This window comes from Kineococcus mangrovi (assembly GCF_041320705.1).
GTDB classification, from domain to species: domain Bacteria; phylum Actinomycetota; class Actinomycetes; order Actinomycetales; family Kineococcaceae; genus Kineococcus; species Kineococcus mangrovi.
Map to the genome: position 1 here is coordinate 372,278 of NZ_JBGGTQ010000003.1, position 13,608 is coordinate 385,885.

Here is a 13,608-nt window from a genome sequence, read left to right on the forward strand (position 1 = left end):
TCGCTCAGCGGTCCGCCAGGTCGGCGGTGACGAAGTCGACGAGTTCCTCCACCCGGCCCAGCAGCGCCGGCTCCAGGTCGGCGTAGGTGCGGACGGTGCCGAGGATGCGCTTCCACCCGTGCGCGACGTCGGCCTGCGTCGCGTGCGGCCAGCCCAGCTCGGTGAGGATCCCGTGCTTCCAGTCCTGTCCCTTCGGGATCGTCGGCCACCGCGTCCAGCCCAGCCGCTGCGGCCGGACGGACTGCCAGACGTCGATGAACGGGTGCCCCAGGACGAGGACGTGCGGGCTCGTGGCGACCTTCGCCACGAGGCGGGACTCCTTCGAGCCCGGCACGAGGTGGTCGACGAGGACGCCGATGCGGCGGCCGGGGCGGGGCCCGAACTCCCGGATCGCGGCGTCGAGGTCGTCGACGCCGTCGAGCATCTCCACGACGACCCCCTCGACGCGCAGGTCGTCGCCCCAGACCTTCTCGACGAGCTCGGCGTCGTGCCGGCCCTCGACGAGGATGCGGGAGGCGCGAGCGGTGCGGGCGGTGGCCCCGGTCACGGCGACGGAGCCGCTGGCGGTGCGGGTGGGCCGGGCCGGGCCGGCGGCGGTGGGCGCCACGAGGCGGACGGGCTGGCCGTCGACCCAGAACCCGGGGCCGAGGGGGAACGTGCGGGTGCGGCCCCTGGCGTCCTCGAGGACGACGACGTGGACCCCGCCGCTCTTCTCGACCCGCACCACGGCCCCGACCCAGCCGGTGTCGACGTCCTCGACGACGAGCCCGCGCACGGCCGGTTCGTCGCGGTGGACGGGCTTGGCGCGGGTGCGGGCGTGCGGGTCCGACGACAGCACGTCGGTGCCGTACCGGTCGTGGGCGCTGTCGCTGGCGCGGGGCGTGGGGCTCACCCGCGGCACGCTAACGAGCGACCCGCGCCGGAGGGTGGAGGCGCGGCCGGGGCGCACGTCCTAGACTTGGCACTCGCAGGTGATGAGTGCCAACAGCGAGACCGGGAGGGGTGGATGAGCGACGACCGCAGGCTCGCAGTGCTGCGGGCCATCGTGGAGGACTACGTCTCCACGCACGAACCGGTGGGGTCCAAGGCGCTGGTCGAGCGCCACCAGCTCGGGGTGTCCCCGGCGACCATCCGCAACGACATGGCCGTGCTGGAGGACGAGGGGTACATCACCCAGCCGCACACCAGCGCCGGGCGCATCCCCACCGACCGGGGCTACCGCCTGTTCGTCGACCGCCTCGCCAACGTCAAGCCCATGACGCCGGCCGAGAAGCGCGCCATCGAGACGTTCCTGCACGGCGCCGACGACCTCGACGACGTCGTGGACCGGACCGTGCGGCTGCTGGCCCAGATCACGCGGCAGGCCGCGGTCGTGCAGTACCCCTCGCTGTCGCGGGCCAGCGTGCGCCACGTCGAGCTCGTGGGTGTCGGCGGGCGCAGCGCGCTGCTCGTGCTCATCACCGACTCCGGCCGGGTCGAGCAGCGCGTCCTGGACGTCCGCTCGGCCGTCGACGTCGAGACGCTCGGGGTCTCGCTCGCGGCGCTGCGCACGCGCGTGAACGCCTCGGTCGCGGGCAAGCGGCTGCGCGAGGCCCGCGAGGCGCTCACCGACCTCGTGCAGCAGACGCCGCCGGCCGACATCGCCATCGCCGCGGAGGTGGCCGCCGCCCTCGGCGACTGCCTCGCCGCCTCCCTGGAGGAGCGCGTCGTCATCGCCGGCACGTCGAACCTCGTCAGGTCCGGGTCCGACCTGTCGCTGTCGCTGGGCAGCGTCCTGGAGGCGCTGGAGGAGCACGTCGTGCTGCTGCGGCTCGTGCAGGAGCTGGCCGAGGAGGACCTCACCGAGCGCGGTGCCCTGAGCGTGCGGATCGGCGCGGAGAACCTCCACCTCGGCCTCGACGGCACGTCCGTCGTCACCACCGGCTACGGCGGCGAGACGGTCCTGGCCCGCCTCGGCGTCCTGGGTCCGACCCGCATGGACTACCCGACGACGATGGCCGCGGTGCGGGCGGTGTCACGCTACGTCTCGCGGATCCTCGCCTCGTGAGCGGCGGTGACCCGGTGGTGACCCGGTAGTGACCCGCCCCCCGACCCGCACCCGGAAGAGAACCGACAGGAGAACCCCGACCTCGTGAGCGACTACTACGACGTCCTGGGCGTCTCCCGCGACGCCTCCACGGAGGACATCAAACGCGCGTACCGCAAGCTCGCGCGCAAGCTGCACCCCGACGTCAACCCCGACGCGGGGGAGCAGTTCAAGGAGGTCTCGCAGGCCTACGAGACGCTGTCCAGCCCCGACAAGCGCTCGGCCTACGACCGGGGCGGCGCCGCGCCCGGCGGCGCGGCGGGCGGCTTCGGGGCCGGGTTCGGCTTCTCCGACATCATGGACGCGTTCTTCGGCCAGGGCGGCGGGGGCGGCCGCGGTCCCGGCCCGGCCAGCCGCACCCAGCGCGGCCAGGACGCCCTCATCCGCGTCGACGTCGACCTCGCCGAGGCGGCCTTCGGCGGCGAGCGCGCCATCCAGGTCGACACCGCGGTCCTGTGCCCGACGTGCAAGGGGTCCTGCTGCCAGCCCGGGACCAGCCCGGCCACCTGCGACATCTGCCACGGGCAGGGCTCGGTCCAGCGCGTCGTCCGCTCCCTGCTGGGGCAGGTCATGACCCAGCAGCCGTGCCCGACGTGCCGCGGGTTCGGCACCGTGCTGCCCTCGCCGTGCCTGGAGTGCTCGGGGGAGGGCCGCGTGCGCGCGCGCCGCCCCCTGACCATCCGCGTCCCCGCGGGCGTCGACACTGGCACCCGCATCCAGCTGGCCTCCCAGGGCGAGGTCGGCACGGCCGGTGGCCCGCCCGGGGACCTCTACGTCGAGATCCACGAGCGCCCGCACCCGGTGTTCTCCCGCTCCGGGGACGACCTGCTCTGCACGCTGCAGGTGCCGATGACCGCGGCCGCGCTCGGCGCGAGCATCCCGCTGGAGACCCTCGACGGCGACGAGCAGGTCGACGTGCGCCCCGGCGCCCAGGCCGGTGAGGTCGTGACCCTGAAGCAGAAGGGGGCCGAGCACCTGCGCGCGCAGGGCCGCGGCGACCTGCTCATCACCCTCGAGGTCCTCACCCCCCGCGACCTCGACGAGGAGCAGGAGGAGCTGCTGCGCCGCCTCGCCGAGCTGCGCGGGGAGGTCCGGCCGGCCGGGAAGCTGTCCGAGACGCACCAGGGCGTCTTCTCCAAGCTGCGCGACCGCTTCTCCGGCCGCTGACCCCGGCTCCGGACGCGACCGGCGGGTCCCCCCGGGGGAACCCGCCGGACCCCGCTCAGGGGACGGTGACCGTCTTGGTGTCCCCGGTCACCGGGCCGGCCTCGCCACCGGACTCGTCCGGGGCGTAGACGGCGACCACGTAGGTGCCCGCGGGCACCTGCGCCGTGAAGCTGAACTCGCCGAACGTCCCGTTCGCCCCCGCCTGCACGGCGTCCCGGGCGACCTCGGTGCCGGCCGTGTTCGTGAGCGTGTACAGCAGCGTGCCCTCGAAGGCGGTGCCGACACCCTCGACCGTCACCGAACCGCGGGCCGGGGTGACCGACGTGATCCACGCCGGGGCCTGCACGTCGGCCTGCGGGGCGCGCGAGACCGTCTCGGCGACGCTGGTCCCGAACAGGTCCGGACGGACCCGCCCGTCGACGCGGACCTCGACCGGGTCGTTCGCACCCGCGGCCGCGGTGACGGTGTAGACGAGCTGCTGCACGGCGAGCTCGCCGCCGCCGGGCCCGGCGCCGCCGCCGACGGCCGCGGCCGACAGGTCCACGACGAGGCGGCCGTCGCCGGACGTCACGGTCGCGTCCGGGTCCGCCGACCACGGGCTGGAGTAGTCCGGGTCCGACGGCTCGCCGGCCAGCATGGCGCGCAGCGCGTTCGTCGGGTCGTTCCCGCCGGTCCCGGCCTCCACGTACTCGCGGAACAACCTCGCCGGCTGCCCGCCCACCCAGTAGACGGGGACGGTCGCGGCGCCGGAGGGCAGCGACCCGGCGGCCGCACCGGTCCCCGCGCTGGTCCCCGCGCCGGAGGAGGTGGCGGGGGCGTCCGTCGTCGTCGACGGGGCGGCGCCGGTGGCCGCGGACGTCGAGGGGGCCGCGGAGGACGACTCGGGCGCGGCGGACGTGCTCGCGGCGACCGTGCTGACGTCGTCGTCGGCGCGCAGGGTGACGGCGTAGGCGCCCCCGCCCACGACGACGACGGCGGCGACCCCGGCGACGGCGGCCCAGGCGCGGGAACGGCGACGGGTGGTTCGGCTGGTCATGCGGATCTCCTCGAGACGGTCGGTGGGGCGTGCCGCGGCCGCGCGGGCGGCCAGGGCGTCGCGCAGCTGCCGCGCGGTGGGGCTCAGGTCGTCGTCACCGTCGGGGTCGGGCAGGGGACCCGACGGGGTCACCTCGTTCACTGCTGGTCCTCCCCGCTCATCACCTCGCGCAGCGCGGACAGCCCGCGGTGCGCGTGCGTCTTCACGGCGCCCCGGCTGATGCCGAGGACGTCGGCGATGTCCTGCTCGGACATCTCGCCCTGGTACCGCAGCACCAGGACCTCCCGCTGCCGGACCGGCAGTCCGTCGAGGGCCGCCAGCACCGAGCGGTGCTCCCAGGCGCGCACGGCGTGCTCCTCCGGACCCTCCGGCGCGGGGTCGGGCAGGGGGCGGCGCCGGTCGGCCACGACGCGGTGCTTGAGCACGTCCCGGGCCCCGTTGACGACGCTCGTGCGCAGGTAGGCGACCGCGGACCCCTTGTCCGCCAGCCGGTCCCAGCGCCGGTGCAGGGTGACGAAGGCGTCGGCGACGACCTCCTCGGCGCTCGCGGACTCGCCCATGAGCGAGGTCGCGAGCGCCACGAAGCGCCGCCAGTGCGCCGCGTACAGCGCCCCGACGGCCTCGTCGGCCGACCACGAGCGCGGGTCGTCAGCGACCACCGCGCGCTCCCTCATCACCATCACACCGTGTAGACGAGTCACGCAGGGTCACGGTTGACATCCAACCGGAAGATCTTCGCCGCACCGCGCAGGCTCGGGGTCCGAACCGTCGGCCCCTCGCTCTCGATCGTCGGGAGCCAGGGGCCGACGACCCGGGCCCGGGGGCCGCGCGAGTAGCGTTCGGGGGCATGGCCGAGGTCTCCCGCGTGCAGCGCGCCCCCGACGACCTGTTCCTCAAGATCGTGGCCGGGGAGGTCCCCGCGACGATCGTGCACTCCGACGACCTCGTCGTCGCCTTCGAGGACGTGAACCCGCAGGCGCCGGTCCACGTCCTGGTCGTCCCGCGCGAGCGGTACGAGAACGTCGCCGAGCTCGCGGCGGCCTCGCCGCAGGCCCTCGCGCGGCTCGTCGAGGTGGCCCAGCGCATCGCCGACGAGCGCTGCGGCGGGGAGCACCGCCTCGTCTTCAACACGGGCACCGCGGTGGGCCAGTCGGTCTTCCACGTGCACGGCCACGTGCTCGGCGGCCGGGACTTCACCTGGCCGCCCGGCTGATCACAGGGTTGGATGGGGCGCCATGTGCGGTCTGTGCGGTGAGGTCAGGTTCGACGGGAAGGCGGCCGACGTCGCGGCGGTGCAGCGGATGTCGCAGACGCTGGCGCCCCGCGGACCGGACGGGGAGGGCGTGTGGTCCCAGGGCCGGGTGGCCTTCGGGCACCGCCGGCTGTCGATCATCGACCTGTCGGCGTGCGGCGCCCAGCCCATGCAGGACCCCGAGCTGGGGCTGACGGCCGTCTTCAACGGCTGCATCTACAACTACCCGCAGCTGCGCGAGGAGCTCACCGGGTACGGCTACCGGTTCGTGTCCACGTCCGACACCGAGGTCATCGTCAAGGGCTACCACCGCTGGGGCGCCGACGTCGTGGACCACCTCGTCGGCATGTTCGCCGTCGTCGTCCACGAGCGGGACACCGGCCGCGTGGTGCTGATGCGCGACCGCCTCGGCATCAAGCCGCTGTACCTGGCCGAGACGCCGGGCCGGCTGCGGTTCGCCTCGAGCCTGCCCGCGCTGCTGGCGGCCGGCGACGTGGACACCACCATCGACCCCGTCGCGCTGCACCACTACCTCACCTGGCACGCCGTCGTCCCGGCCCCGCACACCGTGCTGGCCGGCGTGCGCAAGCTGCCGCCGGCGACGGTCCGCGTCGTCGAACCCGACGGGACCTCCCGCGAGCACCGGTACTGGTCCCCCGAGCACGTGCGGCGCGAGCAGTTCGCGGGGTTCTCCGAGCGGGACTGGGAGGACGCCGTCCTGGAGTCGTTGCGGACCGCCGTGCGCCGGCGCACCGTCGCCGACGTCCCCGTCGGGGTGCTGCTCTCGGGCGGCCTGGACTCCAGCCTCATCACCGCGCTGCTCGCCGAGCAGGGCCAGCAGGACCTCGCGACGTACTCCATCGGGTTCGAGTCCGTCGGCGGCCGCGAGGGCGACGAGTTCGCCTACTCCGACGTCATCGCCGAGCGGTTCGGGACGAACCACCACCGCATCCGCGTCACCGGCGACGAACTCGTCGGGGCCCTCTCGCACGCGGTCGGGGCGATGGCCGAACCCATGGTCAGCCACGACGTCGTCGCCTTCGACCTGCTCTCCCAGCAGGTCTCGCAGACCATCAAGGTCGTGCAGTCGGGGCAGGGCGCCGACGAGGTGTTCGGCGGGTACCACTGGTACCCGCCGCTGACCGGGCTCAGCCCCGCCGAGGGCGTCGATGCCTACGCGCGGGCGTTCTTCGACCGCGACCACGCGCAGGTGGCGCAGGTGCTGAACCCGCAGTGGACGACGGCGGGCGACGTGTCCCGTGAGTTCGTCGAGCGCCACTTCACCCGGGCCGGGGCCGACACCGCCGTGGACGCGGCGCTGCGGCTGGACACCGAGGTGATGCTCGTCGACGACCCGGTCAAGCGCGTCGACAACACGACGATGGCGTGGGGGCTGGAGGCGCGCGTCCCGTTCCTGGACCACGAGCTCGTCGAGCTCGCCGCCGCGATCCCGCCGGAGCTGCAGCTCGCCAACGGCGGCAAGGGGATCCTCAAGCAGGTCGGGTACCGCGTCATCCCGCGCGAGGTCATCGACCGCCCCAAGGGGTACTTCCCCGTCCCGGCCATCACCCACCTCGAGGGCAAGGTGCTCGGCCTCGTCCGCGACGCGCTGTCCAGCCAGGCCGCGCGCGACCGCGCCCTGTTCCGCCCCGAGTACGTCCAGGGGTTGCTGGGCGACCCCAACGGTGAGCTCACCCCGTTGCGCGGGAACAAGCTGTGGCAACTGGGCCTGCTCGAGATGTGGTTGCAGCAGCACGGCATCGGCTGACGCGGGGAGGACGCACGTGTCGAACACCAAGCGCCGCACCACCGTCGCGGGCCTACGCCAACGCGGCCTGGACGTCCCGACCATCTCCGGGCGCACCTGGCAGCGGCCCCCGCAGTGGTTCACCGAGGACATGACGCGCGACGTCGTCCTCGACATGGGCTGGGGCCGGCTCGTCCTGGGGCAGACGTTCACCGACCAGCGGGCCGTCGTCGACGCCCTGCGGGCCGAGGAGACCGGCGAGCGCGACATCGCGATGTACGTGCGCGAGCCGCAGGTGCTCGTCGGCCTGGCCCCGCACGAGCTGTTCCTGGACCCCTCGATCACGTTCCGGCTGCCGTTGCCGCGCTACCGCGCACCGCGGGACCGCAACCCCGACGTGTTCGTCCGCATGGTCCGCCGGCGTGCCGAGCTCGACGAGGTGAACCGCATCTACGCCGCGTGCGGGATGGTCACCTCCGACGTCGACGTGATGTGGGCCAACCACCGGACGCGGACCTTCACCTACCTCGTCGCCGAGGACACCCGCACGGGGGAGGTCGTCGGCACGGTCACGGGGGTCGACCACGTCCTGGCCTTCGGGGACCCCGACCAGGGCGCCAGCCTGTGGTGCCTGGCGGCGGACCCGCAGACCGCTCCGCGCGGCACGGGGGAGGCGCTCGTCCGGGTGCTGGCCGAACGCTACGTCGCGCGGGGCCGGGCGATCCTGGACCTGTCGGTCATGCACGACAACACCGGGGCCATCACGCTGTACCGGCGGCTGGGTTTCCGGCCCGCGGCCCCCGTCGTCGTCAAGCGCAAGAACCCCATCAACCGGCCGCTGTTCTCCCCCCAGCCCGAAGGGCTCGGCGACCTCAACCCCTACGCCCGGATCATCGCCGACGAGGCCCTGCGCCGCGGGGTGCGGGTGGAGGTCACCGACGCGCCGTCCGGCGAGGTGCGGCTGACGTACGCGGGCCGGTCGCTGCTGACCCGCGAATCCCTCTCCGAACTCACGAGCGCCGTCGCGATGTCGCGCTGCGACGACAAGCGCGTCACGCGCCGGCTCCTCGCCGGCCACGGGGTCCGCGTCCCCCGGGCGGTCGAACTGGACCAGGACCCGTTGCAGGACGGCGAGGGACTGGCGGAGTGCGAACGCCTCGTGGCCGAGACCGGACCCGTCGTGGTGAAACCCGCCCGCGGGGAGCAGGGCAAGGGCATCACCGTCGGGGTGCGCGGGGGGACCGATCTGCGCGAGGCCGTCGCGGCGGCGGCGGCGCACTGCCCCGACGTCCTCGTGGAGGAACTCGTCACCGGCCAGGACCTGCGGGTCGTCGTCATCGACCACGAGGTCGTCGCCGCCGCCGTGCGCCGGCCCGCCGCCGTCATCGGCACCGGCCACGACGACATCCGCGCGCTGATCACCGCCCAGAGCCGGCGGCGGCAGGCCGCGACCGGTGGCGAGTCCAGCATCCCGCTCGACGCCACCACCGAGAACGTCGTGGCCGACGCCGGGTACGCGATGGACGACGTCCTGCCGCGCGGGCGGCGCCTGGAGGTGCGCCGGACGGCGAACCTGCACACCGGCGGCACCATCGACGACGTCACCGACGACCTGCACCCCGACCTCGTCGACGCGGCCGTCGCGGCGAGCCGGGCCATCGGCATCCCCGTCACGGGCCTGGACTTCCTCGTCCCCGACGTCTCCGGACCCGAGCACGTCGTCATCGAGGCCAACGAACGGCCGGGGCTGGCGAACCACTCGCCCCGGCCTACGGCGCAACGGTTCCTGGACCTGCTGTTCCCCGAGACGCGCCGGGCCGGGAACGGGTGACGGGGAGGGTCGGCCGTCCGGGCCGTCCGGGAACACGGGCTGGCGGTGCCGACCCCGCTGCGTCGACGTCGGACGTGCGCGCGACCGCCCACCCACGGGAGGTCAGCGCGCGGACCAGCCTGCGCCGGAGGCGGTGGTCTGCCCGGTGACCCACTCCACGCCGTCGCTGGGCAGCCACCCGACCGGTCGCGCGGTGACGCCGCGATGACGGCGGCGCGCAGTTGCTCGTCGGCGTCACCGGTGTCGTGGAGGTCGAGGCGGTCCACGGTGATCGAGCACGTGCGGCAGACGGGGCAGCCTCCTGCGCCAGGACCAGGGGACTGAAAACACCCCTACGTGTGGTCGACGACGAGACCGCGTCGTCAACGCCCACGACGCGGGGTGACCGTGCGTTGCGTGAACCGGGATCGGCGTCTGTCACCCGGCGTCCCACTCAGGACGCCAGAGGCGCCAGGAGTTCAGGTAGAAGACCGCTTGGACGGTGAAGATGACCCCGAGGACGTACGACCACCACCCGGCATCACTGGGTAGAGCCACCAGGAGCCACGTCACGATGGCCAGAACGGCCCACACGATTCCAAGACCGATGGACTGCTTCTTGGTCCGAGTCGCTTTCCACCGCGGTGCCTTGGCCATCTACCCACTCTGAACGAGCAGACCTCAGCCCGCTGTTCCGCCGGGGACAGGGGTCTGGTGACAGCGCGGCCGCCGGCGACAGCTCTCGCACCGAGAGATGAGCACCTGTTCCGGTGTCAGTCGCCGAGGCCCTCGAGGAGCCGTTCGACAGCTCGCCGCAGCTCGGGCAGGTCCTGGGTGACGGTGGCGGCGACGATGGCGTGGGTGGTGTCGAAGCAGCGGTGGGCGAGGTGATCCCGCATGCGGGCGATCTGCGACCACGGAAGGTCCGGCTCACCGGTCAGCACGTCGTCCGGGACGGCTTTGACTGCCTCGCCGATCTCGATCAAGCGCACTCGGACGGCGTCGAAGACGAGACCGTCGGACAGGTCACCGCGGCGGGTGTGAGCGTCGATGGCCTCCAGCGCCGCCTGCACGTCCAGCAGTCGCTGGCGGGCGTGCCGGCTCACGTGAACACCACGGCCCTGCCCGTCGTCGCTGTCGTCTCGCTCACAGTGACACCAGGTCCGCTTCCACGTTCGCCCGCACGTCGGGCTTGAGCCCGTCCTCAGGGACCAGGTCGACCGGTGCGTGGAGGAGGTGCTCCAGGTCCTGTCGTAGACGTCCCAGGGCGAACAGCCCTGTCCCGGCCGGTAGGTCCACGAGCAGGTCGACGTCGGAGCCGGGGCGTTCGGTCCCGCGGGCGGTGCTGCCGAAGACGCGGACGTGGTGCACGCCGTGAGTGGCCGCGATCGTCTTGACCTTGCGCCGGTGCCGGCGCAGGCGCTGTCCCAGAGGGCCGGAGAGCGGGGCGGTGGGTGGGGAGTCGGCGGTGATCAATGAGGCGTCGAGCAGGTGGCCGCTGGCGCGCAGCAGGTGCAACAACGTCGGCAGGGAGGGCTGACGCTGCCCGGACTCGTAGGCGCTGATCACGCTCTGGGTCACTCCTGCGCGCTGGCCCAGCTGGGCTTGTGTCAGTCCGGCGCGTCGACGCGCGTCCTTCAGCAACATCCCGGCGGACTCGATGACGGGCACGTCATCATCATAGCGAATCGTCGATGCCAGGTCGTCGACGAGAGCGCGTGGGAATCGCCGTGCGGGGTCGTCGCTGGCCCCCCGAGGCCGCCTACCACGCGGGATGACCGTGACCTCGCGTGGAGTGCCCGGTGGGGGCCTTCAGCGAGAAGGCCACGATCCTTCCGCCAGTCGTCGAACCTCGAGCAGCACGACGGCTGGGTCGACGTGACCACGGGCCAACGCGTCGACCGCGCCCATGACCGCCTGAGCCGCATCCTGTTCGCCGGCTTGGAGGACCGCGTCGATCGCGGTGGCCTCCGGTGCCAGCGGCTCGTGGACGTACTCCTCACCAGCGGCCAGGTAGCGGCCGGTGTAGACGATCTCGACCTCGCTCTGGCTTTCTGGAGCCGGGAACAGGCGGTTCCAGACCTGGTCGAAGTCGGCCCACTCCTGAGGTAGCGGTTCACCGCGCAAGGCGGAGTCCAGGGCCTGCTCGATCCAGTCCAGGGTGGTGATGCCGGCCACGTCGCAGGCTCGGCGGGCCGCCCACACCGCGACCGCACGTTGCTGCGCGCCGTTCAAGGCGGCCAGCGCGTCGACCACGTCACGGTCGAGGTGGGCCAGCTGGCCGGTGCGCCCGCCGACGGCGCGCAGCTGGGCGGTGGGAGCCCGCCCACCCCACTCCTCGACCTCTTGAGCCGCTTCCCGCTGCGTCTGGGCGGCCAGCTCCTGCTGTTCCTGCTCGGCGCGCTGCGCAGCCCGTTCCTGCGGTGTGGGTGGCGGCTGGGTCGTGGCGGCTTCGCGGTGCCAGTAGGCGGCGCTCTGACTGCCCAGGCGGATCACCGCATCCGGGGTCGAGGGCGCCGGCCACAGCTGCAGCAGGTACTGGTCCAGGGTCGGCTCGCCGTCCATGCGGGTGCGGTCGTGGGCCTGGTCCATGCCGTTGGCGCACCAACGGACGCGGTAGGTGTCGGGGAGGATGCCGATCTCGTGCCACCAGTCGAAGGCGCTGAGCCAGTACGAGCCGGTGGTGGCGGTGAAGGGGACCTCCACGACGTCCTCCCACTGCACAGGAACAGGCGGCTGAGCGGGGTGCAGTTCAAGGCGCAGGGCAACCGGACCGGTGTGCAGTCCGGTGACCATGTGCAGTTGGCCCGGGAAGGTCGCGCCGCACAGTCCGTTCGCCTGTCCACCGCGGGAACTGGTGTGGTCCAGTTCGACTTCGGCGTCGTCGGGTTGCAGGTTGATGAAGCCGTAGTGGACGGGGACCTGGTCGTCGAACAGCACCGTGACCACGGAAGAGCACCCTTTCGCCGGGCCCTGGCCGCTGCAGGGCGGCTCCACTGTGCCCGGCGGGAGCATCGGCGGCGGCCGTGTCCGGGTGGTTCACCCGGTTGCCGGCCCGAAGGTGACGTCGACGTCACGTCCTGGTGGCTGGCCTGCCCGCGCCCAGATCCGGTCGACCCACGCGTACGCAGCAGCCGGCCATCAACGTGTGCGCGACGTCGCCGACGTCCCGTTCAGCGGCGGCTTCAGCGCCGTGATCAGCGCAGGACCTCCACCGCGCAGGTGAGGCCCGGTGCACGGGACAGGCGAGCGTCGGCGGTCACCAGGACGACGCCCAGCGCCTCTGCCAGTGCGACGTAGGCGGCGTCGTAGCTGGTGGTGGTGTGGCGCAGCTGCCAGCAGCGGTAGAGCAACGGCCGGTGACCGGCGCGTCGCAGGGGCAGGTCGACGAGGTCGTTCAGCGCCAGGTCGGCGCGACGTTCCGGTAGACGACCTCCGTTCGCGGCGCGGCGAAGGACCGAGGCCACCTCGAGGTCGATGACCTCCGGGGCGGTGAGGACTTCTCCGCGGAGCCGGTCCCGGGCCTGGTCTCCGTCGGGTCCGTCGTCGGCCAGGGCTGGGGCGAGGACGCTGGCGTCAACGACGATCACGGTCCTCGTGCACCGCCTTCACCGCGTCGCGGAAGGACAGGCTGCCGCCGGTTCGGCCGCCGGCGCGGTCGAGCACCTCGTCGAGGGAAGGGCTGCTGGCGTCCTGGATGAGCTTGGCCAGGAGGTACTCCTGGAGGGACTGGTGGGCCAGGGCCGCGCGGCGGCGCAGGACGGTGTGCGTCTCGTCGGGGACGTCCTCGATCTGCACGCTGGGCATGGCGCCATTCTGGCGCTGCCGGCGCCACCGGACAATGACGTGGTCACCGACAAGGCCGTGACGTCGCCGGTCGCTGACGATCACGCGCCACGCGGGGTGACCTCGCGGTCGTCAGTTGTCGAAGCGGTCTCGAAGGTTGCCGTTGACGAGCTGATCGATGCGGTACCGCAGCTGACGGACCTCGCCAGCGTTGGCCAGGGGGTCCTGCAACAGCAGCGTCCAGGTGAGTCGACCCCCTCGAGGGTCGCTGGACAGCTCGAAGTGGATGCGCGCAGTGGGTAACCGGGGCCACAACGATGACCAGGTGAGTGAGGTGGGTTCCTCGGCTGCGATGACACGCGGTTGCTGCTCGTCAGGGTGCAGGAGCAGCCAGGAACGGTTCGGGTCCTGGTCGGGGCGGATCAGCGCCTCGAAGAGGACGTGGGGTGGTGGAGCGTGCAGCGCGCTTCGTCCGGCGGCTCTCATCACCAGCCTGAGATTACGAGGCCGTCAGTGGAAGCACCCCGATTTTTCGCCGCCATGTCGACGGGTCGTCTGAAGCGATGGCCAGCGGGATGACCGGATGGTTGGTGGCGTTGACCCGCCCCTGCCAGGGGCGGGTCGCGGACATCAACTGGGCAGCGTTCGGGCCTGCTGCGTGATCAGGTGACGACTGCGTCACGCGGGCGGAGCGACCGTCGGAGGTCATGACGGTCTCGAACTC

The 13,608-nt window shown here is 72.9% G+C and carries 14 protein-coding genes; 5 read left to right on the forward strand and 9 right to left on the reverse strand.

Features of this window, described 5'->3' with window-relative positions:
* Positions 1-4: 4 nt before the first annotated feature.
* Positions 5-892 (reverse strand): DUF3097 domain-containing protein, encoded by an 888-nt coding sequence (locus AB2L28_RS07680; protein WP_370718160.1) that lies wholly within the window; start codon positions 890-892, stop codon positions 5-7.
* A gap of 114 nt (positions 893-1,006) precedes the next feature.
* Between AB2L28_RS07680 and hrcA the strand changes: the two genes are divergently transcribed.
* Both hrcA and dnaJ read left to right on the forward strand, forming a co-directional pair.
* On the forward strand, positions 1,007-2,047 hold the full coding sequence (gene hrcA, locus AB2L28_RS07685) for a heat-inducible transcriptional repressor HrcA (protein ID WP_370718161.1): 1,041 nt from the start codon (positions 1,007-1,009) through the stop codon (positions 2,045-2,047).
* Between the two features lie 84 nt (positions 2,048-2,131).
* Positions 2,132-3,253: a molecular chaperone DnaJ gene (gene dnaJ / locus AB2L28_RS07690; RefSeq protein ID WP_370718162.1), complete on the forward strand. Its 1,122-nt coding sequence runs from the start codon at positions 2,132-2,134 to the stop codon at positions 3,251-3,253.
* Between the two features lie 55 nt (positions 3,254-3,308).
* Here the strand turns inward: dnaJ and AB2L28_RS07695 are convergent, their stop codons facing one another.
* Both AB2L28_RS07695 and AB2L28_RS07700 read right to left on the reverse strand, forming a co-directional pair.
* Complete coding sequence (locus tag AB2L28_RS07695; RefSeq protein WP_370718163.1) at positions 3,309-4,430, reverse strand: Gmad2 immunoglobulin-like domain-containing protein; 1,122 nt, start codon at positions 4,428-4,430, stop codon at positions 3,309-3,311.
* Positions 4,427-4,948 (reverse strand): SigE family RNA polymerase sigma factor, encoded by a 522-nt coding sequence (locus tag AB2L28_RS07700; protein WP_370718164.1) that lies wholly within the window; start codon positions 4,946-4,948, stop codon positions 4,427-4,429. The genes AB2L28_RS07695 and AB2L28_RS07700 overlap by 4 nt, the downstream gene beginning before the upstream one ends.
* Positions 4,949-5,136: 188 nt before the next feature.
* Here AB2L28_RS07700 and AB2L28_RS07705 point away from each other — a divergent pair, with 188 nt between their 5' ends.
* The 3 genes from AB2L28_RS07705 to ngg all read left to right on the forward strand — a co-directional run bounded on the left by AB2L28_RS07705 (position 5,137) and on the right by ngg (position 9,119).
* Positions 5,137-5,502 carry an HIT domain-containing protein gene (locus tag AB2L28_RS07705; RefSeq protein WP_370718165.1) on the forward strand — a complete coding sequence of 122 codons (366 nt, stop codon included), beginning with the start codon at positions 5,137-5,139 and terminating at the stop codon, positions 5,500-5,502.
* A 22-nt stretch (positions 5,503-5,524) separates the two neighbouring features.
* Complete coding sequence (locus AB2L28_RS07710; RefSeq protein WP_370718166.1) at positions 5,525-7,309, forward strand: N-acetylglutaminylglutamine amidotransferase; 1,785 nt, start codon at positions 5,525-5,527, stop codon at positions 7,307-7,309.
* An 82-nt stretch (positions 7,310-7,391) separates the two neighbouring features.
* Complete coding sequence (gene ngg, locus AB2L28_RS07715; protein ID WP_370718382.1) at positions 7,392-9,119, forward strand: N-acetylglutaminylglutamine synthetase; 1,728 nt, start codon at positions 7,392-7,394, stop codon at positions 9,117-9,119.
* A gap of 752 nt (positions 9,120-9,871) precedes the next feature.
* On the opposite strand, the gene AB2L28_RS07720 is transcribed toward ngg, so the two are convergent.
* The 6 genes from AB2L28_RS07720 to AB2L28_RS07745 all read right to left on the reverse strand — a co-directional run bounded on the left by AB2L28_RS07720 (position 9,872) and on the right by AB2L28_RS07745 (position 13,370).
* Positions 9,872-10,204: a HepT-like ribonuclease domain-containing protein gene (locus AB2L28_RS07720; RefSeq protein ID WP_370718167.1), complete on the reverse strand. Its 333-nt coding sequence runs from the start codon at positions 10,202-10,204 to the stop codon at positions 9,872-9,874.
* A 40-nt stretch (positions 10,205-10,244) separates the two neighbouring features.
* Positions 10,245-10,769, reverse strand: coding sequence for a nucleotidyltransferase domain-containing protein (locus AB2L28_RS07725; protein ID WP_370718168.1), 525 nt, complete (start codon positions 10,767-10,769; stop codon positions 10,245-10,247).
* A gap of 141 nt (positions 10,770-10,910) precedes the next feature.
* A complete protein-coding gene (locus AB2L28_RS07730; RefSeq protein WP_370718169.1) occupies positions 10,911-12,047 on the reverse strand; it encodes a hypothetical protein in 1,137 nt (378 codons plus the stop codon).
* Between the two features lie 248 nt (positions 12,048-12,295).
* The gene (locus AB2L28_RS07735) at positions 12,296-12,688 is read right to left on the reverse strand and encodes a type II toxin-antitoxin system VapC family toxin (protein ID WP_370718170.1); all 393 of its coding nucleotides are present in this window, start codon (positions 12,686-12,688) and stop codon (positions 12,296-12,298) included.
* Positions 12,675-12,905, reverse strand: coding sequence for a FitA-like ribbon-helix-helix domain-containing protein (locus AB2L28_RS07740; RefSeq protein WP_370718171.1), 231 nt, complete (start codon positions 12,903-12,905; stop codon positions 12,675-12,677). Before AB2L28_RS07740 ends, AB2L28_RS07735 begins: the two co-directional genes overlap by 14 nt.
* A gap of 111 nt (positions 12,906-13,016) precedes the next feature.
* Positions 13,017-13,370, reverse strand: coding sequence for a hypothetical protein (locus AB2L28_RS07745; protein WP_370718383.1), 354 nt, complete (start codon positions 13,368-13,370; stop codon positions 13,017-13,019).
* Positions 13,371-13,608 lie beyond the last annotated feature (238 nt).